Here is a 22,526-nt window from a genome sequence, read left to right as displayed (position 1 = left end):
GCCGGGTTGTGGCGGTGCTGACCGACGTACTCGACTGGCTGAACAGCGGCATCCCGTTCGCGGCCGTCGCGGGCGCCACCGCGGGGCTCGTCTTCGCCGAGTGCACGATCGGGCTGGGCTTCATCGCCCCGGGCGAGGTCGGTCTGCTGGTCGCCGCCACCACGGTCGACTCGGCTCCCGAGTTCCTGATCCTGTGGCTGATCGTCACGGTCTGCGCGGGTATCGGTGACTCGATCGGCTATGCGATCGGCCGGCGCTTCGGGCCGGCGCTACGCGAGACACGGCTGATCCAGAAGTACGGGGTCGAGGGCTGGGACTCGGCCACGGGCATCCTGCGCAGGCGCGGTGCGTGGGCGGTGTTCTTCGCGCGGTTCCTTCCGGTCGTGCGCACGCTCACCCCGGCGGCCGCGGGTACGGCGCGGCTGCCCTATCGCAAGTTCCTGCCGGCCGTCGTGGCCGGGGCCGCCTGCTGGTCGGTCCTGCACATCTCGCTCGGCGTCGCCCTCGGCGACGCGGCCAGGCGGATCGAAAGCGCGATCACCACCGGCGGCATGTTCGTCGTCGGCGGCTTGGCCCTGACTCTGATCGTCACGGTCATGGTGCGCAAGCGCCGCAAGGCGAAGCGAGCGCTGCAGACGGCGGCCGCCGCGCGCCCGGACGACGACACGGAGCTGGAGCCCGCCTGAGCACGCGAACCCGTCAGAGCCGGCGGTAGGCGTAGTTCGGTTTGATGATCGTGTTGTAGTAGCGGCCGCGGCTTTCCGCGGCGAGCAGGGCCATGAACTCGCGGGCCGGGACGTCGAGATACTGGTAGATCGCGCCGCTCACCAGCTTGACCTCCAGCAGGCGGCGCTTCTGGTCGTAACCGACCTCCGCGAGAACACTGGACTCGATCGGTCGGCGGTGCACGGCGTCATTGTTCCCTTCGGCACGCGTCATCGAGGACGGCCGGCGTCCGGAACCAGGTCGCGGCCGAAGCGGCGCAACGTCGGGACGGCCACCACGCAGACCGCCAGCAACAGCGAACCCGACAGCAGGAACGTCGCGCTCGCGCTGCCGAACAGCCGGGTCGTGACGCCGCCCAGCAGGGCGCCGGCCGGAATGGCGCCCCACACGGCGGTCCGCCACATGCCGAGCACCCGGCCCAGCAACCCGTCCGGCACCGCGATGTGTCGTGCCGTGGCGATGACGACGTTGACCGCGACGATGCCGACCGCGAAGGCGCCGAACAACACGGCGGCGAGCACGGGCGAACCGGTGAGCCCCATGCCGAGGAAGCTCGCGCCGGCCACCCCCATGCCGCCCAGCAGCACGGCCCGCCGCGACATGACCCGCAGCAGCTTCGGCGCACCGGCACCGACGAGCCCGCCCACCCCGGACGCCGCCGCGAACACGCCGAACATGCTCTCGCTGAGCCGCAGGTCGTCGAGCACGTAGAGGACCAGCTGGTTCGCGGCCAGCTCCGAGGTCAGGCCCAGCGCCGCCGCGATCGCCATCAGGCGCACGATCAGCGGGCTGCCGCGCAGCCAGCTCAGCCCGTCCCGCACGTCGCCGTGCTCCGCCCGCCGCGGGTCCGGGACGCGGGCCGGCCGGTGGCTGCCGGCGATGCCGACGAGCAGTGCCGCGGCGAGCGCGAAGCCGATCGAGTTGAGCACGAACGGGAACGCGGCGAACACCGCGAACGTGAGGCTGCCGGCCAGCGGCCCGAGGAACGACTGGCCGACCACCTCCGCGGCCTGCACCTGGCCGTTGGCGCGGTCGAGGCGCTCCCGGCCCGCGACCGACGGGATGAGCACGTTACCGGCACTGTCCGCCACCGTCTCCGCCGTGCCGACCAGCAGCGCCGCCACGAACACGAGCCAGATCGTCTGGGCACCGACTACCAGGACGACCGCGAGCGCCCCGATCACGACGGCCCGGGCGAGGTTCGCGAGCGCCAGCGCCCGGCGGCGGTCGACCCGGTCCAGCAGCACGCCCGTCGCGATCGAGAACAGCAGCCAGGGCAGGACGGCGACCGCGGAGAGCGCGCCGATGACGACCGGGTCGCGGGTCATGCTGGCGGCCAGCAGAGGAAACGCTGTCTTGCCGATGCCGTCCGCGAGGTTCGAGACCGAGATGGCCGAGATCAGGTACGGCATGCCGGCGCGCCGGACCGGTCGCTCGGTCGCCGTCCGCATCCCGTACCCCCAGTACGCGTCGACGTCAGGCAGCTACCCCACGTGACAAATCGGTCCTAGGAGGTCGGCCGTTAGCGCGGGCTTCCGTTTCCCTGTTGCCGTTTTACGGCGCGCGGCCACCGGCCAGCGTGATCACCACGGCCGTCTGGTCCCGCGGCGGCGCCGCGGGACCAGACGGACCAGACGGACCTACCGGACGCCGACCGGCTCGGCCACCACCAGTTCGTCGGCGTTGGTGACGAAGACACCGCCGCCGGTGAACGTGTCGCTGACGTGGTACGTCCCGGTCGTGCGCAGCAGCAACGACATCCGCCACGTGCGCTCCGCCCCGGCGGCCACCGCGGCGTCGGAGACGACCGCGCCGGCCAGCGCGTCGCCGTCACGGGTCAGCCGCACGCGCTGCCACGTGTCCCCGACCAGCTGCCGAAGGACGACATCCTTCGGCGCCACCGCGTGGTCGGCGGCGATCCGTACCGTCCAGGTCATCGGCCCGGAGTCGGCGGTACCGCTGTTGACCGCGCGGACGTCGTACGGGGTGCGCTCACCCGGCGAGAACGTGCCCCGAGTGTCCGAAATGGACACCTGGGCGGCCGGCTGCGGCCCGACCCGAAGCAGCGCCTCCCCGGTGAGGTCACCGGAGTAGCCGCCGGTGTCGACGTCCAGCGCCAACGGGTACGCCCCGTTCGGAGTGTCCGGGTCGAGCGTGAACGTGAACGGCCGCGCGTTCCAGTCGATCTCGCCGGCACGCACCGGGGTGCCCTCCGGCGAGAACAGCCGCAGGATCGGCTTGAGCTCGTTCGGCACCGCGGCCCGTACCAGGCCCTCGACGTCCTCGAGCGCCGCGCGCTGCGGCAGGTTGAGGAAGGGCCGCACATCGGAGGCCATCACCGTGGCGAACGGCATGCCGTGCGCGTCGGTCACCGACCAGTCCACCGTGGCCTGGCCGTCCGCGTCGACCGCGACGTCACCCACCGAGACGGCGGCGGGGCCGCCGAAGGTGAACGACACGTCGTACGGGTCGATCCAGTCGAGCCCGCCGACCACCGTGCTCGGCAGGAACCAGTCCTGCTCGAGGTGCCGTACCGCGTGCACGGTCACCGCCTCGTACCGGTCCAGCGTCGCCACCAGCGTGCCGGGCTCGTAGCGGTACCCGTGCGGCGCGGTGCCCGCCGGCCGCAGGAACACCGAGCCGGTGTGCCGGGTGTCGGTGGCGTCCAGCGCGATGTCGGCCCGCACGGCGAAGTCCTCGCCGATGGACCCGGCGGCCGCCCGCGTGCCGCCCGCGAGCACCCGTGGCGCGAACGAGACCGTCTCGTCGTCGATCACGGTGATCTCCCGGTGCAGCAGGTAGGCGTCGCCACCGTCCGCCGGCGTCGGCTTGCGCACCACGAGGGTGTACCGGCCGACCGGGTCGGGGATCTCGAACGACAGCTTGCCCGCGGCGTCGGTCGTCCCGAGTGGATGGACCTGACCGTCGGCGATCAGCTCCACGGTCGCCCCGGCGAGCGCGCCGGCCGCGGCCGCTCCCGGCGCGTCCACTGTGGACGCGACGAGGTCGACCCTCGGCGCGCGCACCCGGAACGAGCCGGTCAGGTACTCGACCTCCACGCCGAAGGTGCCGAGCGTGTCGGGGTCGACCGTCCACGTGACGGTCCTCGACTGGCCCGCCGAGAGCTGCACCGGGGTGGTCGCCTCGACAGCGCCGCCGACTCTCAGCTCCGCGTTGTAGGTGCCCGCGGCCTTGCCGACGTTCTTGACCTGCACCGACACCGTGACGTTCTCACTGGCCTTGACCAGCCCCGGCGACACCCGCAGGTCGTGCAGGGCGTAGTACGGCTGGTTCGGGTCCGGTGCGGGCGAGGCCCAGGTGATCGCGTTCAGGAACAGCTCGGTCGCCTCCGGCGTCCAGTCCTCGGGACCGCGGGTCGCCGACACACCGTGCAGCGACAGCAGCACGTGCCGGTTGGTGGCCCGCTCGTCGACGCCGATGCCGCCGCCCAGCACACCGTCGGCCGTACGGCCGAGGCCGGCGATGGTCTGCCTGCCCTCGCCCGAGTAGCCGTCGAACCAGGCCACCCACTTCGGCTGGCCGCTGTTGTCGAGCGGGATCTGGTCACCCACCGCGTGACCGGCGAAGATCGGGTGTTCCGCGGTCACCTCGTAGTACGACTCGGCCGACGTGCTGCCACCGGTGCTGCGGTCGGTCGACACCGGCTGGCCCGTGTGCGTGGACAGCTGCCGGATGCCGTTGCCCGACGCGTAGGCGTGGTCGGTGAAGATCACGCCGGTGCCGTTGGCGTCGGTCGCGTCCAGGAACGCCTGGAACCTGGCCGGGTCGTAGTCCGACGACAGGGTGCCGTAGCCGAGCACGACCGTCGCGTGCTGTGCCGCCTCGTCCAGCTCGTCCCAGTCGTAGTAGGCGGTCTCGATGCCGCGTGTCGCGAACACGACGTCGCGGTACTCGTTGGCCCGCGACTCCGAGCTGTCCACGATCGCCACCGTGCGCGGCGGCACCCCGAACGTGAAGTCGACGGTGGCCGCCTGGCCGGCGGTCACCGTCACCTCGACCTCGGCGGGCGCCCGGAACCTCGGGTGCGTCGCCGCGACCCGGTAGGTGCCCTCCGGCACACCGCTGATCGTGTAGCCGCCGTCGGCGGCGGTCGTCGCCGACGAGTCGACCGGCACGTCGAGCAGCGTCACCGTGACCCCGGGCAGGCCGGCGCCGGACACGTCCAGCGTGGCCTTGCCGGTGATCTGTCCACTCGGGAGCGCGGTGAGACCTATGTCGACCGTGGCGAAGGAGTCCGCGACGACCGTGGTGTTCGCCGTGGCCGCCTCGTAGCCGAACGCCTCGACGGTGACGGTGTAGTCGCCCGGCTCGAGCCGGGTGGTGAACGTACCGTCCGCGCCGGTGACCACGTCGCGGCCGCCCGGCTCGGTGGTGACCGTCGCGCCGGAGACGGGCGCGCCCGTCGCGACGTCGGTGACCGTGCCCTGCACTCCGGAGTTCATGGCGACGAACCGCACCGCCTCGTACGCGTTGATCCGGCCCCGGCCGAACCGGGTGTCCGGCGGGGCGGTGGCGTACCGGTCGTCCCAGAACCCCGTGTCCGCCAACACGTCCAGCACCTCGGACACCGGCAGGTCACCGCCCGCCGACAGCATCAGCGCGACGGTCCCCGCGGTGTGCGGGGTGGCCATCGAGGTGCCGGACAGGGTCCGGTAGCCGCCACCCGGCGAGGCCGAGTACACGTCGACGCCCGGCGCGGAGAGGTCGGGCTTCACCCAGCTCTCCGGCCACTCGGCCGGCGGGTCGGTCCACTGGTCCTTGCGCACCACGCCGCCGCAGGAGAACGACGCGACGTTGTCGTCGCTGTCGGTGGCCCCGACGCCGACCGCCTCGAACACGTTGCCCGGGCTGGCCGTGCCGAGCGAGCCGCAGTCGTTGCCGATGGCAAAGGCCGGGAACGAGCCGAGCGCGCGGATGGCCCGGGTCGGCTGGATCATCTCCTCGTGGAAACCGTTGCCGCCCAACGACATGCTCACCACGTCGGCGGGTCGCCCGGCCGGGTCGCCCGCCGCGTCGGTCGGCGCGACGGCCCACTGCATGCCCGCGGCGACCTGTGCGAACGAGCCGCCGCCACCGGGGATCACCAGGCCGTGCATCATCTCGGCGCCGGGCGCGACACCGATCGCGGTGCCCGAGGTCGCGCCGCCGTAGATCGTGCCGGAGACGTGGGTGCCGTGGTACGCGGAGTCGTGCGGCGCCGACGGGACGAGGTTGCCCGACCCGTCGAACTCCATCCAGCCACCGGGGTGGTTGGGGTCGCTCGGGTCGTCGGTCACCATCTTGCCCGCGAGGTCCGGGTGGGTGATGTCCACGCCGGTGTCCAGGGTGGCGACGCGTACGCCGCTGCCGGTGACACCGAGCTCCTGCCATACCCGGGCGGCCTCGATCTTCTGCAGGCCCCAGGTGAGCTCGGCGGCCGGGGTGACGTCCGCGGCACTCGGGACCGGTTCGGGGGCGGTGAGCTCGAAGTTCGGGATGAGGCGCGCCACGCCGGGCACGGCGGCGAGCGAGTCGAGGGTGTCGGTGTCGGCGGGGAACTCGACCAGCAGCATGTTGGTGAGCCAGAAGCGGTTCACCACGGCGGCGGTCTCACCCATCGCCTGTTCGACGTGGGCCTGGGTCTCGGTGGCATGGTCGCGGAGGGTGGCGAGGACCTCCGCGCGGTCGCCGGAGAGCCCGGCGGCGTTCGGGAGCATCATGAGAGCCTGGACGGGCTCGCCCTCTTCGGCCGCTTCGATCTCGGCGACGAGCTCCGGCGCGATGGGGGCGGCGACGTCCTTCGGGGGGTGGGACGGGGTGAGTGCGGCGAACAGGCCGACCGCGGTGGCGACGGCCAGCCAGGGTCTTGTCAGGCCTCTGTGCCGGCGTCTGCGTCTTGGTAAGGGGAACCGGGGCATTCACGCCTCCTAAGGTGCGAGATTTCGCTCCTTTGAGAATGGTTGAGATTCACCCACCGTCAATGCGCCGCACGGGGTAGCCATCAGAGCCCGGATGCCGAATGACACACGTCCACAAGACACGTCGTCGTCACGCCGGCCGGTGGATCCGCCGCCGACGTCCACATCGGACGCACCGCCGTCTCGGCCTCCGGCTCGGCGGTCACCGCCCGGCCGAGGTCGACGTCAGCTGGTGGGGCAGGCGGCGTCGACCAGCATCCGGGCGGCGGCCTTGGCCGCTCGTGGTGTCGCGGGGTCGGCGTCGAGAACGCCCGCGGCGAGACCGCCGTCCAGCAGTACGGTCAGTTGGCGGGCAAGCTGCTCGGGTCGGCTGGCGCCGGCGCGTCGGGCGAGGTCGGTGACCCACGCGCGGACGACGTTCTTGTGTTCGACGGTGCGGGCGTGCACGTCGCTGCCGGGCTGGGCCTCGGCGGCGGTGTTGATGAACGCGCAGCCGTGGTAGCCCTCGCGGCGGCAGGCGGTGCGCAACGCGTCGAACATGCCGACGAGTTGGTCGCGCGGCGTGTCGCCGGCGGTGCGGGCGGCGGCCCGCAGCTGCTCGAGCCAGGCTTGGTCGACCTTGTCCAGGTAGGCGAGGACCAGGTGGTCCTTGCGGGGAAAGTGCTTGTAGAGGGTGGCCTTGGCCACTCCGGACTCGGCGATGATGGTGTCCACGCCGACGCCACGTGGGCCGTGGGCGTAGAACAGCCGGAACGCCGTGTCGAGGATGCGTTCCCGCGCCGGTTGTGCGTGTGCCGGGCTCATCCAGCGCCTCCCGCCTGTCTCCGTTCGCTGGCAGCGTACAGACAAGTCCGTTCTATCCACGACGCAGGGTCTGAGCAGGCGGTCTCCGATTACCGCTGTGGCGCAAGGGATCGGCGCGCGTATTGCAGCAGACAGACCTGTCTGCTAGCTTGCCATCCGTTGATGGATCCACTGTGAGTGAGGGAGATTCCACGATGAAGATCGCGGTGTTGGGTACCGGAACGGTCGGTCAGGCCGTTGCCGGGAAGTTGGCCGAGCTGGGGCACGAGGTGACGGTCGGCACCCGGGACGTCGAGTCGACGCTGGCGCGCACCGAGCCGGACGGTTACGGCAGCCCGCCGTATGCGGTCTGGGCGCGAGCGCACCCGGCGGTCGGGTTGGCGTCGTTCGCGCAGGCCGCGGCAGCCGCGGAGCTGGTCGTCAACGCCACGGCGGGCGGTGTGGCGATCGAGGTCCTGCACGCGGCCGGCGCCGACAACCTGGCGGGCAAGGTGCTCATCGACATCGCGAACCCGCTGGACCACTCGCAGGGGATGCCGCCGACGCTGTTCGTCAAGGACACCGACTCGTTGGGCGAGCGGATCCAGCGGGAGTTCCCCGGCACGCGGGTGGTCAAGACGCTCAACATCGTCAACGCGAACGTCATGGTGAATCCTCGCCAGGTCGCCGACGGTGACCACACGATGTTCGTCTCCGGCAACGACACCGAGGCCAAGAGGGCGGTGACCGGGCTGCTGGAGTCCTTCGGCCACACCGACGTCATCGACCTGGGTGACATCAGCACCGCCCGCGGCACCGAGATGATGCTGCCGATCTGGGTGCGGCTGTGGGATGCGCTGGGCACCCCGATGTTCGCGTTCAAGATCGTTCGCTGACACGCTGCGGCAACCGTGTCGCCCAGCGGAGACCTCCCTGAGCACTTGCCGGGCAAGGCGGGACGGGTGATGGTCCCTCAGGGCTATGCCTCGTGTGCGAAGTCGGCTCGCCGTGCCCGCAAATGCCCTTCGCAGTAGTCAGCCGCCGCCTACGGCTCCCGAGCGTGCGGAACGTCCTTGAGGCCGCCACGGGTGGGACAGGTCGCGGTCGTTGACGCAAGTTGGTGTACTCCCCGAAGCGCTCACTCGCGTCCGCCTCGGCCTCCGTGAACGTCATGGGTCGAACGCCGGCGGGATCGCCGCCGAAGACCTGGACCACCGCGGTTTCGTCCAAGGCCTCGATGACGGAGACGCATCAAGTGAGGTCCAAGGCCGGGTCGCCAGCCCAGGCGTGGCGCGCCATCAGAGTCCGCATGCGACCGTGTCCGCACCGGCGAATCGCTCGGTGGCGATGCTGGTGATGGTCGGACTCGCCGAGGCGGCATTCCGTTACCGCCACCTCGCGGCACTGATCGCGACCGCGGTGGCCGGCGTCGGTGCCGCGCTGCTCGTGCCATCTCGTTCACGCTGGTCGCCATCGTGACAGTCGCCGCGGCTGGCCGGACGAGAGCGTCGTCGAGCTCGCGGCGTGACCGGCCGCCGGGAAAGAAGTTCGCGGCCCATGTCGATTCGCGGTGTCCCGGTCCGACGTGCTGGTGACAGTGACGAATCGAGACCCGGAGTCTGTGATGGACATGGATCAGAAGGCGCTGGCCGGCCGGCGTGAGTGGACCGGGCTGGCGGTGCTGGCCCTGCCGACTCTGCTGCTGTCGCTGGACATGAGCGTGCTGCACCTCGCGGTGCCGCACCTTGCCGCCGACCTGCGGCCGAGCAGCTCCGAGTTGCTCTGGATCGTCGACATCTACGGGTTCATGATCGCCGGGTTCCTGGTGACGATGGGCACGCTGGGCGACCGGATCGGCCGCCGGAAGCTGCTGATGGCCGGCGGCGCCGCGTTCGGTCTGGCGTCGGTGGTGGCGGCGTTCGCGACGAGCCCGGAGATGCTCATCGGGGCGCGGGCGCTGCTCGGGATCGCCGGGGCGACGCTGATGCCCTCGACGCTGGCGCTGATCACCAACATGTTCGCCAACCCGCGCCAGCGCGGCACGGCCATCGCCGTGTGGATGAGCTGCTTCATGGGCGGCATGGTCATCGGCCCGGTGGTCGGCGGCCTGATCCTGGATGTCGCGTGGTGGGGCGCGGTGTTCCTGATGGCCGTCCCGGTCATGGTGCTGCTGCTCGCGACCGCGCCCAGGCTGCTGCCGGAGTACCGCGACGAGCAGGCCGGCAAGCTGGACCTGACTAGCGCGGTGCTCTCGCTCGGCACGATCCTGCCGGTGGTCTACGCGCTGAAGGAGCTGGCCAAGAACGGCCTGGATGCGCGCGGTGTGGCCGCCTTGGCGATCGGTGTCGGCATCGGCGTGGTGTTCGTGCGGCGCGAGCGGCGGACGGCGCACCCGATGCTGGACCTGAGCCTGTTCCGCAACCGGAAGTTCACCGCGGCCGTGTCGATCGTGCTGGTCGGCGCCACCACCATGGGCGGCGTGTTCCTGCTGGTGAGCCAGTACATCCAGCTGGTCGAGGGCCTCTCGGCCAGCGAGGCGGGGCTCGCGCTGGTGCCGCAGGCGCTGGCCGTGGTGGTCGGTTCGCTCATCGCGCCCCGGCTGGCGCGGCGGATGCGACCGGAGTTCGTCCTCGGCTTCGGCATGCTCGTCGCCGCGGCGGGGATCTTGCTGTTCACCCAGGTCGAGAGCGGCAACGGACTGATCGTGGTGGTGCTGGGCATGTCGGTGGCCGCGTTCGGGATGGGGCCGCAGGGCGTGCTGTGCACCGAGATGGTGGTCGGCTCGGTGCCGGCCCGCAAGGCCGGGGCGGCGTCCGCGATGTCCGAGACCGGCGCCGAGTTCGGGATTGCCATGGGGATCGCGCTGTTCGGCAGCGTCGGCACCGCCGTGTACCGCGACGGCCTGGTGGTCCCGGCGGACGTCCCGGCTCCCGTGGCGACCGAGGCCACCGAGAGCCTGGCCGGTGCCATCCACGCCGCCGGCGGGCTCGGCGACCCGTTCTCCGCGAGCCTGCTCGGCTCGGCGCGGGAGGCGTTCACCAGCGGGCTGCACACGGTGGCCGTCATCGGCGCGGTCGTCGCGATCGCCTTCGCTGTGGTCGGCATGGTCGCCCTGCGCACCACCCGCCCGGCCGAGACGGAGCCGACCCTCGCGCACTGAGCCCATCTCACTGAGCCCACGAGCCGTGGTGGCGCCGGCGGAGTCGACGCCATCACACCGTCGCGGGACATTCGCCACTCGCCATCGCCGGGTGTGCGGCTGATAGTGGAGGGCGAAGGGGTGATGATCGTGAGCCGACGCGCATGGACAGGGTGGGTCATCGCGGCGGCGGCGGTGGCCGTCGTCGCGGTCGTCGCCGGGATTCTCGTTGCGCTCAACCGAACCGACGAGGTGGCCCTGGACGCTCCCCGATCCACAGCGCCCACGACCCCCACACCGCCCACGGCCTCCACACCGCCCACGACGTCCACACCGGCACCGGCGGCGCCGCGGGCTGCGCCGATGCTGGCCGTCAAGATCGACAACGTGGCGCCCGCGCGGCCGCAGACCGGCGTCGGCTCGGCGGACGTGGTCTACGTCGAGCCGGTCGAGGGCGGACTGACCAGGCTCGTGGCGATCTACGCCGGCAGGGCGCCGGCGGTGATCGGTCCGGTACGCAGCGCCCGGCGAACCGACATCCAGCTGCTCGCCCAGTACGGCCGGCCGGTACTCGCCTACTCCGGCGCCGCGCCCGAGCTCCTGCCGTCCCTGCGCGCGGCCGACATCGTCAACGCCCCGCCCGCGCGGGCACGCCGGGCGTTCCACCGCAACGGCGCCCGGCCCGCGCCGCACAACCTGTACGTGCGCCCGGCGAACCTGCCGCGGGGCGCGCGTGCCCCGGCGCGGCCGCCGCTGCGGATCGGCGCCGCCCCCGGGGGTGGTCAGCCGGCCACACGGCAGGACGTCGCGTTCCGGGCCGCCCACTACACGTTCACCTGGTCCGCCCGCACACACCGGTGGCTCGTGTCGCTGGACGGCAGACCGCTGATCTCCACCGAGTCCGGGCGGGTCTCCGCGGCCACCGTGGTGATCCAGCGGGTCGAGCTGATCGCTCGCGAGCGGATCGAGGACGCCCGCGGCGCCGTCTCGCCGGTCGCCCGCACCGTGGGCGGCGGCCGTGCGTTCGTACTGCGCGACGGCCGGCGGTTCACCGGCACGTGGTCGCGGCCGGGACCGCGGGCACCCACGCGGTTCCACACCGCCACCGGCATCGACCTGCCGCTCGCCCGCGGACCGGTCTGGATACTCCTGGTACCGGCCTAGGTTCGTCCCGACGGAGGTGACACGATCACCCGCCACCATCTGGATCGGCAGTGAGCCGCCGCATCGACCTGCCCAGATCCGGACACCCCGGCATCGCCAGCGGCCCGACGCCTGGCCGAGCTCGAGCCACGCGACGTCGAGCTCGCCCGCGACAACCGGTCACGGGTTCGAGCCCCGTCAGCTCCACGATCAACTGGTGCGCGAACCACATGTCGTGCCCGTGGCCGTGAACGGGCGGCATGACGGTCCGGCCAGTAGGGGCCGCGCCATCAGGTGGTCTCACGTGGCCACAGACCGAACGGTGACGTGTCGTCGCGGCCCATGGCGGCTGCGGCGTCCAGGATGTTGACGTAGTCGCGCAGGTGGGTGATCTGGCCGTTGCGCACGGTGAGCACAACGATGTTGGGAAGCGTGAACTCGCCGGTGGACGTACTGGTCCCGAGGGCCTCCTGCTCGACGATGATCGTGTCTGGATCGTGGGTGTCGTAGATGGCGAGGGTGCGGTACCGCTCGTACTTGAGCGTGTTGGTCTTCCACCCTGCGGCTATCCAACTCACGATGTTGTCCCGGCCCTCGAGCCGGGACGGCACGCCCGGGCGGGTAAACGGGAACTCATGGACCGCGTCGACCGCGTACACACGACCCATGTCATCGGCGGACTGGCTGACAGCGGCTTGGCGAAACCGCTCCAGAACTTCACGGGCACCAACTTCTCGCTCGCCCAGCGCCGCTCGCCTGGCAGTCACCTTGCGGTAGCTGATCTTCCAGCCGTTGGATTGGCGCGTGACGATGTCGTCGTAGACGACACTGCCGGCCGTTCCGTCGGCCTTGATGCCGACTCCCTTGGATTGGACCCGCGCCGAGCGATCGTCGATCGCAGTGATCACGATATTGGTGACGTGATGGCCGACCGGGTTGGCGTCACCCAATGCGAGCGCTGCGGCACGCATGGCCGCGGTCCCGTGCAACGACCCGAGACCGAAGTCGTCCGCGTCGTAGGTGGCATCTGGGGTGAACAGCTCATCCCATCGATCCAGTTCGCCCGCGTCCGTGAGGTGGCCGTGGAGGTTGATCACGTCGTTGATGTCGATCCGGTCTTGTTCCGACAGCGCCATCAGGGGTGGCCCCCATGCATGGAGATGAGGCATACCCCGTAAAGTGAGGCATGGTCCGGTTAATTGAACACGGTAGCGGACTGTGTCCCCGGTTAGCAAGGGAGTGGTGATTGCGCTGACTGGCCACGATTCGCGGTCGCGCGCCGGGCGTCCGAAGCGTGCGGACGCCCGACGTAACTACGAGCAGTTGGTCGAGCAGGCGCGAATCGCGTTCGCCGAGTTCGGGGTGGACGCCCCCTTGGACGAGATCGCTCGGCGGGCGGGAGTGGCCAGCGGGACGCTGTATCGGCATTTCCCCACCCGACTGGATCTCATCGAGGTCGTGCTCGCCAAGCAGATAGCCGAGTTGGTCGACCTGGGTCGCGGACTGCTGACAGTCCAGGACGAATTCGACGGGTTGTCCACGTGGTTGCGCGCCACGCTCACGCATGCCTTGACCTATCGGGGTCTGGCGGCCGCGGTGATGAACTCGGCGTTAGGCAACGGGAATGACCTGGTATCGACCTGGCATGCGGAGATATTCGAGGTGGGGGCCGCATTGCTGGCGCGGGCGCGGGAGTCAGGCGTGGTCGTCGCCGATGTCGACGATGCGGATGTGCTGAAGATGGTCGGCGCTATCGCCTGGGCAGTCCGGGACACTCCGGACAGCTCCGCTCAGGCCGACCGCCTGCTCGCCCTCCTCATGAACGGACTACGTCACGCATGAGCGGAACGTTGTCATCACGACGCTCGGCGACGGCCAACAGGCCGGACGAGAACTTCAGGACCCTCGGCAACCACTGGCCGGTTCTTACGCCGACACGTTAGGTCCACGACCCCCACACGAGTCCTTGACCAGCGGGTCTGCCTGGCCTTCGGTCAAGATCGTTTGGTTCGTATGCTGACGGTCATTGGGCGAACCGCTGGCTGGAGTTTCGCCGTGGTAGCACGTCCGTGTCGCAAACAGCGGGCGGATGTGTGTACATTGTGTGTATGGCCAGGTTGAATGTGTACGTGCCCGACGAGCTCGCCGAGCGGGCGAAGGCTGCGGACTTGAACGTCTCTGCACTCGCGCAGGCCGCGATCGCAGACGAGTTGCAACGCCAGGCCACGAACTCGTGGTTGGAAGCGCTGCCTGCCCCACGCGGCGCGGTCTCCCATCGCGCTGCTCTTGAGGCGCTGGATGGTGCCCGTGAGGAGTTGGCCGGCGCGGATGACTGAGTCGCCGGCCGAGTTGGTGGTCATGGATGCCTCGGTTCTCGTCGACCTCCTAGCGGGCACCGAGTATGCCGCTCCGGCTAAGAAACGGCTCGTCGGTACCGTTGTGCACGCACCGGCGCACATGGACGCCGAGGTGCTGTCGGCCCTTGGTCGACTCCAGCGCGCCGGGGAGCTGACCACGGCCGATGTCGACGCCGCCCTGTCCGCGCTGAGCACGATCCCCGTGACGCGCCACCCTGTCGTCGAGTTGGCGGCTGGCGCCTGGGCACGCCGCGCCGATCTCCGCTTGACCGACGCGCTCTACATCGAACTCGCCGCCCGTCTACGGGTACAGGTCCTCACCAGCGATCACCGCCTCGCCCGAGCAAGCTCGCTCGCTGAAAGCATCGACATCAGCGGGTCGGCGAGCGACGGGCACCCACCGGGCGGATCGTGATTTCAGGTCCTTCGACCAGTACCTCGCGGTTCTTATGCCGACACGTTAGGTCCATGACGTCGACAACACCCGCGCAGAGTGAACCGCTACGCGCGTGCGGGGGTGTCCACGGTCAGCAGGATGGCTTCGGTTGTGGGTGCCTCGCCGCTGACCCGTCGTTCGAGCAAGGTCATTCCGGCCGCGATCTCCCGGAAGGTGTCGCCGACCGTGGCGGCGTCGCGGGCATCGGCCTCGGCGGCGAGACACAAGGCCGCGAGCCGGACAGTGGTCGCGGTCCGGGTGGTGACGGGCTGCCGCTGGGCGAACACCGCGGATGCCGTTTCCTCGATCCGGCTCGCGACGCGAGTGGCCCACGCGGGCGACGAGCCGAGGACGTCCAGCAACGCTGCGTGTCCATTGTGGACTCTCCGGGCGAGGCTGTCCGGAGCCACCAGGTAACCGGCCGGCGCGGCACCGGTCTCCTCCAGGAGCGTTCGGGAGAACTCGGCACGCCAGGCGGTAACGGCCGTGTCGTGCCGCAGGACGCGGGCGAGTGTCTGGGACAGGGCGCTCCCCATCACCTCGGCGGCCGGTCCGTCGAGATCAACGGTGAGGTCGAGTCCGAGGTGGCGGTCGCGGATGTGGTCGAGGGCCAGGGCATCGTCGAGCTCGCGGTCCTGGTCGGTGGTGAGATGGTGGTCGAGCGCGAGGTCGAGGTCCAGCGTCAGATCGCGCGCGTCGTGCAGGTCCTGGGTGAGTTCCCGGATGAGGTGGTTGTCCACCTTGATGGCACGGGCGAGGCAGAGATTGAGGTCGTGGGCGAGATCACGGGTGGCGCCGAGACCGCGAGCCGGGTCGAGGGCGTGGGCGTGCTCCAGAGTGCGCAGGAGTGCCCGAGCGAGCGTGTGATCACGGTAGAGGTCGAGCGTGAGGTCGCGGCCCCCGCTGGCGCCTTGGGCGAGAGACAGTGTGTGCGCGCAGAGGCGGGCGACGATTCGGACCACCGCGACCGACCGGAGCAGCAGCAGCCGGACCAGCGTAGGCACCGACCGGTCGAGGTCACGGCTCACGTGCCGGGCCAGCGTCGCCGCGTCGATGGCGTGTGGATGCGCCGCATCAGCGGGCAGCCACAGCTCGGGCCGGTCCCGCCCACCGTCTGGTTGCAGCCATACACTCCGTCCAGGCTCAAGTGTGCCGTGCACGGCCGGGTCGCTGATATCCGCGCGGCTCGGCAGGCGGTACCGGGGATCGCCGCCCGTGCTCTCGTTCACCCAATCCGTGAAGGCGACCGCGTCATGTCCATAGACGCCGGTGACCGGCTCGTCCTGGTTGGTCCTCAGTGGACCATCTGGTGGATCGCCCCCCACGTCCCGCCGGTACAGCCCGTAGATCCTGGCGGTAACCGGCATGGCCCGGACACGGCCTCCGTCGCTGGCCCGGTGCAGCGGTCGCAGGTGCCGCGCGACGAGGACACCGGCGATGACCCGCCGGCGTGCGGGGTCCACGTCTGGGGTGACCTCGGAGCTGAGCAGGTCGTCGAGCTGGTCCCGCAGTTCCGGGGCGAGCTCACTGTCCTGGTCGACACAGTCGGACGCGAGCAGCAGCGCGGTCATGGTCCGCCGTCGCAGGCACGCCGCAACGATCGGGTCGGCGTCCCACCTAGCGGCGTAGAGCAGCGCCGTCTCCCACCACCAGTCGTCGTCGACCGACTCGGTCAGCGTGTGCACCAGGGCTTTGTCCCGGATGTGGGTCGCCGCGAGGTACTCCTGGAAAGTGAGGTGGGCAAAGGCGTACAGTCCGCTCTCGCGTTCCACGAACAGCCCGCTGCCGCTGACGTCGGCGAGGTAGTCCTCCGCCGTCGGGCCCCGGGACATCCGCCGCAACGTCGGCCCGAACTCGGCCAGCACCTCGGCGCGCGACAGGTCCCGAACGCGGCGGTGCATCATCGCGTACGCCAGCGCGCGCAGCGGAGTCTCAATCTTGTCGCCACGTAGCTGGCTTGGCAGGTTCTTGGCCTGTTGTCGGCGCCACAGCATCACCTGGCAGATCTCGCCATAGAGCTCCGCTCGGCTGCCGGGCAGCGCGCCGCGGTAGCGGTGCACATTGGCGATCATCGTGAGCAGCAACGGGTTGGCGGTCAGATCGGACAATCCTGGTGCGCTGCTCAACCGCTCGAGCAAGTCATCAGCGGCCGACTCGGCGCGCGACCTGACGGCCTCGTCCAAGCCACCGGTGGTGTGCCGCTCCACCGCGAGGTACCAGCCACGCAGGAAGCTGATCACCTGCTCGGCGGTGAGGTTTCGTACCTGGACCACGGTCGCGCCGTTGATTCTGGCTTCTCGGTATCCGAGTGGGCGCGAGGTGATCACGAAGTCGTTTCTCGAGTACTGCCTGATCTGGGTTTCCACCCAGTCGGCGACCTTTCTGCGGTCCTCCTGCCTGGCCACCTCGTCCAACCCGTCCAGGAGCACCACGCAGTCGCCGTCGCGCAGCCGCTGCTCGAACCAGCCAGGCGGTTCGTCAAGGTCTGGGCCGACCGTGCGGCGCACCACCGCGGGCAGGGCGAGGTCCGGGCTGGACAGGATCGCATCGACGTGATCACGTAGCTGCAGCAGGATTGGCGTGGTGCGCCGCCGGCCGCGGCCATCCTGGCAAACGACCTTGGCCAGATGCCGCAGCAGCGTGGTCTTCCCACCGCCGGCCACCCCGAGCACGGCGAGCACGGCGGGTTGCCGGCCATCGAGGAAGGCACTGAGCGAACGGCGCTCGGTCACGTCCGCGGGTAGCCGGGTGAGCACACCGTCCGGCACCTGGTGTGGTGCGCGGTAGGCGACGCTCACGTCCACGAAGACCTCGTCCAGCTCCGGTGTGTAGAAGCCGACCGTGGCCAGACCCTTGAGGTCGATGAACCGCACACCGCTGCACACGAACTCCCGGTAGCGCCGGTCGAATCGGGAAATCCGGCGGCGCAGCGCGGTATCGAGATGATCGACAACGCGATCACGCCAACGTTTCAGCAGCTCTCTCGGGATCACCAGCAGCGCGGTGATCACCGACAGGATGCTGATGAACAGCCACCCCCACACGCTCACCATTGAGCAGATCCCCCGTCCACACCGACCAGCAGGGGACACGTCGCGGCATGACGCAGCGCTCTGCCACGCCTTGAAGCGGCCGTAGCGGCCGTAGCGGCCGGTTCGGAAAGCATCCTTCGCCGCTCGGTATCCGATCACTCACTATCAGATACCGAGAATACCCGGTCCGACCGTCCGCGGCGGTGCACCCTGCGGAGGAGCACGGTCCGTCTGCCGAGTCGTGTGTCCCGACACATGAGCCGAAGGTCGAGCGGATCGACAGCATCGGACGACGTTGGGCAAGCGCGGAGCGGTGCGGACCGACCTGCCCGAACTCGCCGAGGCGAGCCTCGCGACCGGCACGAGGTTCGGCGAGACCCTGGCGCTCACCGGGGACGATGTCGAGGCCCATACCGACGAACAGACAGGACATCGCCGACCAGCTCGGCAACACCCGCGGTGGCCGAGAAGCACCACATCGCTCCGCCGAGGTGAAGGCCGCGATCGCGGCGATGCCCGGCAGGGTCCGGAAGGCCGACAAAGTTTAGTGCCGGAAAGGTGTCGGGAAGGACACTCGTGATGAACACCAGACAGCGTTCACGCTGGTCAGAGTGGGCGCAGTAGGACTCGAACCTACGACCGCTCGGGTGTAAACCGAGTGCTCTTCCGCTGAGCTATGCGCCCGGTCGGATCACGGCAGGGCGGCCACCGCCTTCTTCCAGGCCTCCTGGTCCCGCCGCTCGCCCGGACCGTTGATCTCCGCGAAGCGGACCACGCCGTCCCGGTCGATCAGGAACGTGCCCCGGTTCGCCAGGCCGGCCGCCTCGTTGAAGACACCGTACGTGGCCGCGATCTCGCCGTGTGGCCAGAAGTCCGACAACAGCGGGAACTGGTAGTCCTGCTGCTGCGCCCAGGCCTTCAGGCTGTACGGCGTGTCCACCGACACGCCCAGCACCTGCACGCCGGCCGACTCGTAGTCCGCGAACTCGTCACGCAGCTGGCACAGCTCACCCTGGCAGATCCCGCTGAACGCGAACGGGTAGAACACCAGCAACACATTCGACGAGCCGTGGTAGGACGACAATGACACCTTCTGGTTGTTGTAGTCCTTGAGCGTGAACTCGGGCGCCTTCGAACCGACCTCGACCGCCATGCGAAATCCTCCTGCTGTCCGTCTCCCGGGTGCGGCGTCAGCCTAGGCCACCCCGGTCCACGATCTCAGCGCTTGGACTTCGCGGACTTCGGCGACACCAGCCTCGTGGCCGCCCAGTCCGGGCCCACGCTCACGCTCGACGTCTGCGCCAGCCCGGCGGTCGGCACCGCTTCGGCGATCTCGCTCGGCTCGACATGACCGTCGCGGCCCGTCTTGGGCGTCAGCACCCAGATCACACCGTTGTCGGCCATCGGCCCCATGGCGTCCATGAGGGCGTCGACCAGATCGCCGTCGTCCTCCCGCCACCACAGCAGAACCACCTCGACGACTTCGTCCGCATCCTCGTCGAGAAGATCCCCCCCGATGCGCTCCTCGATGTCGGCGCGCACGCCGTCGTCAACGTCCTCGTCCCAGCCGATCTCCTGGACGACCATGCCCGGCTCGATTCCGAGCCTCTCGGCGACGCCGACCCTGCCAGCGTCTCCCGCGGCGACCACGGCTTCACTCCTCCTCGACGCCAACGCGGTGGCCAGCCACCGCCCAACGGTATTGGGATAGCGAACACTGAGCGTGCCCACCTACGCAACCACCCACGCCGGGTTTGCCCGTACTCACCAGTAACGATGACGCGAGCGGCCGTCGAGACGACCATGGTGAGAGTGATGGCAGAGTTACTGTCATGAGCGCAGGCACTGGAGAACCCTTGGCTACGCAGAGCAGCGGAAACGGCAGAAACCGCCCCGAGCGGGTACGGGTGATCAGGGACGGTCTCGCCGCCCACCTTCCGGACATCGACCCCGACGAGACGGCCGAGTGGCTGGAGTCGTTCGACGCGATGCTGACCACCGGTGGGCAGGCACGGGCCCGCTATCTCATGCTCCGCCTGCTGGAACGCGCCCGGGAGAGCCGGGTCGGGGTGCCTTCGCTCACGAGCACGGACTACGTCAACACGATCCCCACCGACCGCGAGCCGTGGTTCCCGGGCGACGAGGAGGTGGAGCGCCGCTACCGGGCGTGGATCCGGTGGAACGCGGCGATGACCGTGCACCGCGCGCAGCGTCCGGGCGTGGGCGTCGGCGGGCACATCTCCACCTACGCCTCCTCCGCGACGCTCTACGAGGTCGGCTTCAACTGGTTCTTCCGCGGCAAGAACCACGCGGGCGGCGGCGACCAGGTGTTCTTCCAGGGCCACGCCTCGCCCGGCATGTACGCCCGCGCGTTCCTCGAGGGCCGGCTCTCCGCCAACCAGCTCGACGGCTTCCGCCAGGAGTTCTCCCACGGCGGCCCGGGCGCCGGCCTGCCGTCCTACCCGCACCCGCGCCTGATGCCGGACTTCTGGGAGTTCCCGACCGTCTCGATGGGCATCGGCCCGATGAACGCGATCTTCCAGGCCCGGTTCAACCGGTACCTGCGCGCGCGCGGCATCAGGGACACGTCGGATCAGCACGTCTGGGCGTTCCTCGGCGACGGCGAGATGGACGAGCCGGAGTCCCGCGGCCTGATCCACGTGGCGGCCAACGAGGGGCTCGACAACCTCACGTTCGTGATCAACTGCAACCTACAGCGGCTCGACGGGCCGGTACGGGGCAACGGCAAGATCATCCAGGAGCTGGAGTCGTTCTTCCGCGGCGCCGGCTGGAACGTGATCAAGGTCATCTGGGGCCGCGAGTGGGACGCGCTGCTGCACGCCGACCGCGACGGCGCGCTGATCAACCTGATGAACACGACGCCCGACGGCGACTACCAGACCTACAAGGCCAACGACGGCGCCTTCGTCCGCGAGCACTTCTTCGGGCGCGACCCACGCACCAAGGAGCTCGTCGCGCCGATGAGCGACCAGGAGATCTGGAACCTCAAGCGCGGTGGGCACGACTACCGCAAGGTCTACGCGGCCTACCAGGCGGCCACCGAGCACCACGGCCAGCCGACCGTGATCCTGGCCAAGACGATCAAGGGGTACGGGCTCGGCCCCAGCTTCGCCGGCCGCAACGCCACGCACCAGATGAAGAAGATGACCCTGGACGACCTCAAGGTGTTCCGGGACTCCACGCGGGTGCCGGTCTCCGACGCCGAGCTGGAGAAGGACCCCTACCTGCCGCCGTACTACCACCCCGGGCCCGACACCCCCGAGATCCAGTACCTGCTGGAGCGGCGCCGCCAGCTCGGCGGGTTCCTGCCGGAGCGGCGGACCAAGGCCAAGGCGCTGGTGTTGCCCGGCGACAAGGTCTACGACGTGGTCCGGAAGGGGTCGGGCAAGCAGGAGGTCGCCACCACGATGGCGTTCGTCCGGCTGGTCCGCGACCTCGCGAAGGACCCCGAGATCGGGCCGCGGCTGGTGCCGATCATTCCGGACGAGGCACGCACGTTCGGCATGGACTCGATGTTCCCGACGCAGAAGATCTACAACCCGTACGGCCAGCTATACACGTCGGTCGACGCCGAGCTCATGTTGTCCTACAAGGAAAGCGAGCAGGGCCAGATCCTGCACGAGGGCATCAACGAGGCCGGCTCGACCGCGTCGTTCACCGCGGCGGGCACCTCGTACGCCACGCACGGCGAGCCGATGATCCCGATCTACATCTTCTACTCGATGTTCGGCTTCCAGCGCACCGGTGACGGGCTGTGGGCGGCCGCAGACCAGATGGCGCGCGGGTTCATCCTCGGTGCGACCGCCGGGCGGACCACGCTCACCGGAGAGGGCCTGCAGCACAACGACGGCCACTCGCTGCTGCTGGCGGCGACGAACCCGGCCGTGGTCGCCTACGACCCCGCGTGGTCGTTCGAGATCGCCCACATCGTCCGCGACGGGCTGCGGCGGATGTACGGGGAGCAAGCGGAGGACGTCTACTACTACCTGACCGTCTACAACGAGCCGTACGTGCAGGCGCCGGAGCCGACGGACCTCGACGTCGAGGGCCTGCTGCGCGGGCTGTACCGGTACCAGGAGGCGCCCGCCGGGAACGGGCCGCGGGCCCGGATCCTCACGTCCGGGGTGGCCATGCCGTGGGCGCTGCGCGCGGCCGAGCTGCTGCGGGAGGCGTGGAACGTGCGGGCGGAGGTGTGGTCGGCGACGTCGTGGGCGGAGCTGCGCCGCGACGCGGTCGAGACCGACCGGCACAACTTCCTGCACCCGGAGGCGGAGGCGCGCCGGCCGTACGTGACGCAGGTGCTCTCCGGCGGTGCGGGCCCGGTGATCGCGGCGACCGACTGGATGCGGGCGGTGCCGGACCTGATCCGCCCGTGGGTGCCGACCGACATGCTCACGCTGGGCACCGACGGGTTCGGCTTCTCCGACACCCGCCCGGCGGCCCGACGCCACTTCCTGGTCGACGCCGAGTCGATCACGGTCGGCGTGCTGGCGGCGCTGGCGCGGCGCGGCGAGGTGGAGAAGTCGACGGTCGTGGAGGCGGCGCGGAAGTACCGGCTCGACGACGTCTCGGCGGCGGGGCCACAGACCTCCGACCCGGGCGCGGCCTGACTGAGCGTGACCCCTTTGACGTGCGCGGATGAACCGCTAGCACGATAGGAGGACAGCGCTGGCAGCCTCTCCCCCGCACCTCCATAGTGGTGTCACCGGTGGGGACCGGGGAGAGGGGCCGCCCGGCGGCGTGCGCACCGCCACGCCGGGCGGCCCGCGTCCTTCGCCTCCCCTGTTCGGCGCTCTTCGCGCCTTCCCCCTTTGCGGACGCGGATCTTGCTCTGGGGGGCGACCCCCCAGACCCCCACGGTGCGAGCTCCTTGCGTTTCCGGCGTGGTTTCGTTTCGGTTGACCAGCATCGGTGTCGGTGTCTCGCTTCGCTCACACCGCGAGTTCCCCGCTCCTGCACGCGAGTTCCCTG

At 70.1% G+C, this 22,526-nt stretch carries 17 protein-coding genes and 1 tRNA gene; 9 read left to right on the top strand and 9 right to left on the bottom strand.

Going from position 1 to position 22,526, the window contains the following annotated elements; genetic code table 11:
- Positions 1 to 14 precede the first annotated feature (14 nt).
- On the top strand, positions 15 to 686 hold the full coding sequence (locus ACRDTB_RS13970) for a DedA family protein (RefSeq protein WP_431430645.1): 672 nt from the start codon (positions 15 to 17) through the stop codon (positions 684 to 686).
- A gap of 13 nt (positions 687 to 699) precedes the next feature.
- On the opposite strand, the gene ACRDTB_RS13965 is transcribed toward ACRDTB_RS13970, so the two are convergent.
- From ACRDTB_RS13965 to ACRDTB_RS13950, 4 genes are all read right to left on the bottom strand, one after another.
- Positions 700 to 909 (bottom strand): KTSC domain-containing protein, encoded by a 210-nt coding sequence (locus tag ACRDTB_RS13965; protein WP_431430631.1) that lies wholly within the window; start codon positions 907 to 909, stop codon positions 700 to 702.
- 26 nt (positions 910 to 935) lie between these two features.
- Positions 936 to 2,177, bottom strand: a complete 1,242-nt coding sequence (locus tag ACRDTB_RS13960) for an MFS transporter (RefSeq protein ID WP_431430630.1) — start codon at positions 2,175 to 2,177, stop codon at positions 936 to 938.
- A gap of 189 nt (positions 2,178 to 2,366) precedes the next feature.
- Positions 2,367 to 6,644 (bottom strand): S8 family serine peptidase, encoded by a 4,278-nt coding sequence (locus tag ACRDTB_RS13955; protein WP_431430629.1) that lies wholly within the window; start codon positions 6,642 to 6,644, stop codon positions 2,367 to 2,369.
- Positions 6,645 to 6,869: 225 nt separating this feature from the next.
- Entirely contained in the window at positions 6,870 to 7,448 is a 579-nt protein-coding gene (locus tag ACRDTB_RS13950; protein ID WP_431430628.1) for a TetR/AcrR family transcriptional regulator, read from the bottom strand.
- 173 nt (positions 7,449 to 7,621) lie between these two features.
- Here ACRDTB_RS13950 and ACRDTB_RS13945 point away from each other — a divergent pair, with 173 nt between their 5' ends.
- From ACRDTB_RS13945 to ACRDTB_RS13930, 4 genes are all read left to right on the top strand, one after another.
- Positions 7,622 to 8,323, top strand: a complete 702-nt coding sequence (locus ACRDTB_RS13945; protein ID WP_431430627.1) for an NADPH-dependent F420 reductase — start codon at positions 7,622 to 7,624, stop codon at positions 8,321 to 8,323.
- 445 nt (positions 8,324 to 8,768) lie between these two features.
- Complete coding sequence (locus ACRDTB_RS13940; RefSeq protein ID WP_431430625.1) at positions 8,769 to 8,906, top strand: hypothetical protein; 138 nt, start codon at positions 8,769 to 8,771, stop codon at positions 8,904 to 8,906.
- Positions 8,907 to 9,051: 145 nt separating this feature from the next.
- Positions 9,052 to 10,587 (top strand): MFS transporter, encoded by a 1,536-nt coding sequence (locus ACRDTB_RS13935; RefSeq protein WP_431430624.1) that lies wholly within the window; start codon positions 9,052 to 9,054, stop codon positions 10,585 to 10,587.
- Between the two features lie 123 nt (positions 10,588 to 10,710).
- Entirely contained in the window at positions 10,711 to 11,730 is a 1,020-nt protein-coding gene (locus ACRDTB_RS13930) for a DUF3048 domain-containing protein (RefSeq protein ID WP_431430644.1), read from the top strand.
- Positions 11,731 to 11,999: 269 nt separating this feature from the next.
- Here the strand turns inward: ACRDTB_RS13930 and ACRDTB_RS13925 are convergent, their stop codons facing one another.
- Positions 12,000 to 12,845, bottom strand: coding sequence for a nuclear transport factor 2 family protein (locus tag ACRDTB_RS13925; protein WP_431430623.1), 846 nt, complete (start codon positions 12,843 to 12,845; stop codon positions 12,000 to 12,002).
- A 106-nt stretch (positions 12,846 to 12,951) separates the two neighbouring features.
- Between ACRDTB_RS13925 and ACRDTB_RS13920 the strand changes: the two genes are divergently transcribed.
- The 3 genes from ACRDTB_RS13920 (at position 12,952) to ACRDTB_RS13910 (ending at position 14,481) form a co-directional block, all read left to right on the top strand.
- Positions 12,952 to 13,551: a TetR/AcrR family transcriptional regulator gene (locus tag ACRDTB_RS13920; protein WP_431430622.1), complete on the top strand. Its 600-nt coding sequence runs from the start codon at positions 12,952 to 12,954 to the stop codon at positions 13,549 to 13,551.
- Between the two features lie 266 nt (positions 13,552 to 13,817).
- Positions 13,818 to 14,045, top strand: coding sequence for a type II toxin-antitoxin system CcdA family antitoxin (locus ACRDTB_RS13915; protein ID WP_431430621.1), 228 nt, complete (start codon positions 13,818 to 13,820; stop codon positions 14,043 to 14,045).
- A complete protein-coding gene (locus tag ACRDTB_RS13910; protein ID WP_431430620.1) occupies positions 14,038 to 14,481 on the top strand; it encodes a type II toxin-antitoxin system VapC family toxin in 444 nt (147 codons plus the stop codon). The genes ACRDTB_RS13915 and ACRDTB_RS13910 overlap by 8 nt, the downstream gene beginning before the upstream one ends.
- 86 nt (positions 14,482 to 14,567) lie before the next feature.
- Here ACRDTB_RS13910 and ACRDTB_RS13905 read toward each other — a convergent pair whose 3' ends face one another.
- The 4 genes from ACRDTB_RS13905 to ACRDTB_RS13890 all read right to left on the bottom strand — a co-directional run bounded on the left by ACRDTB_RS13905 (position 14,568) and on the right by ACRDTB_RS13890 (position 19,184).
- Positions 14,568 to 17,555 carry an NACHT domain-containing protein gene (locus tag ACRDTB_RS13905; protein WP_431430619.1) on the bottom strand — a complete coding sequence of 996 codons (2,988 nt, stop codon included), beginning with the start codon at positions 17,553 to 17,555 and terminating at the stop codon, positions 14,568 to 14,570.
- Positions 17,556 to 18,146: 591 nt separating this feature from the next.
- Positions 18,147 to 18,218: transfer RNA gene (locus tag ACRDTB_RS13900), tRNA-Val, on the bottom strand.
- A 7-nt stretch (positions 18,219 to 18,225) separates the two neighbouring features.
- The gene (locus ACRDTB_RS13895) at positions 18,226 to 18,687 is read right to left on the bottom strand and encodes a peroxiredoxin (protein ID WP_431430618.1); all 462 of its coding nucleotides are present in this window, start codon (positions 18,685 to 18,687) and stop codon (positions 18,226 to 18,228) included.
- A gap of 65 nt (positions 18,688 to 18,752) precedes the next feature.
- Entirely contained in the window at positions 18,753 to 19,184 is a 432-nt protein-coding gene (locus ACRDTB_RS13890; RefSeq protein WP_431430643.1) for a DUF3052 domain-containing protein, read from the bottom strand.
- Positions 19,185 to 19,366: 182 nt separating this feature from the next.
- Here ACRDTB_RS13890 and aceE point away from each other — a divergent pair, with 182 nt between their 5' ends.
- A complete protein-coding gene (gene aceE / locus ACRDTB_RS13885; RefSeq protein ID WP_431430617.1) occupies positions 19,367 to 22,165 on the top strand; it encodes a pyruvate dehydrogenase (acetyl-transferring), homodimeric type in 2,799 nt (932 codons plus the stop codon).
- Positions 22,166 to 22,526 lie beyond the last annotated feature (361 nt).

Origin of the sequence: Actinophytocola sp., from assembly GCF_050699935.1 — a bacterium.
In the GTDB taxonomy this organism is placed as follows: domain Bacteria; phylum Actinomycetota; class Actinomycetes; order Mycobacteriales; family Pseudonocardiaceae; genus Actinophytocola.
Note: the sequence above shows the minus strand (reverse complement) of the source record. Positions and strands in the feature narration are given on the sequence as shown.

Excerpts from the sequence above, each read along its gene's own strand:
- ACRDTB_RS13960 (WP_431430630.1), bottom strand. The coding sequence starts at position 2,177 with ATGCGGACGGCGACCGAGCGACCGGTCCGGCGCGCCGGCATGCCGTAC.
- ACRDTB_RS13955 (WP_431430629.1), bottom strand. The coding sequence starts at position 6,644 with ATGCCCCGGTTCCCCTTACCAAGACGCAGACGCCGGCACAGAGGCCTG.
- ACRDTB_RS13950 (WP_431430628.1), bottom strand. The coding sequence starts at position 7,448 with ATGAGCCCGGCACACGCACAACCGGCGCGGGAACGCATCCTCGACACG.
- ACRDTB_RS13935 (WP_431430624.1), top strand. The coding sequence starts at position 9,052 with ATGGACATGGATCAGAAGGCGCTGGCCGGCCGGCGTGAGTGGACCGGG.
- ACRDTB_RS13930 (WP_431430644.1), top strand. The coding sequence starts at position 10,711 with ATGATCGTGAGCCGACGCGCATGGACAGGGTGGGTCATCGCGGCGGCG.
- ACRDTB_RS13925 (WP_431430623.1), bottom strand. The coding sequence starts at position 12,845 with ATGGCGCTGTCGGAACAAGACCGGATCGACATCAACGACGTGATCAAC.
- ACRDTB_RS13915 (WP_431430621.1), top strand. The coding sequence starts at position 13,818 with ATGGCCAGGTTGAATGTGTACGTGCCCGACGAGCTCGCCGAGCGGGCG.
- ACRDTB_RS13910 (WP_431430620.1), top strand. The coding sequence starts at position 14,038 with ATGACTGAGTCGCCGGCCGAGTTGGTGGTCATGGATGCCTCGGTTCTC.
- ACRDTB_RS13905 (WP_431430619.1), bottom strand. The coding sequence starts at position 17,555 with ATGGTGAGCGTGTGGGGGTGGCTGTTCATCAGCATCCTGTCGGTGATC.
- ACRDTB_RS13895 (WP_431430618.1), bottom strand. The coding sequence starts at position 18,687 with ATGGCGGTCGAGGTCGGTTCGAAGGCGCCCGAGTTCACGCTCAAGGAC.
- aceE (WP_431430617.1), top strand. The coding sequence starts at position 19,367 with ATGAGCGCAGGCACTGGAGAACCCTTGGCTACGCAGAGCAGCGGAAAC.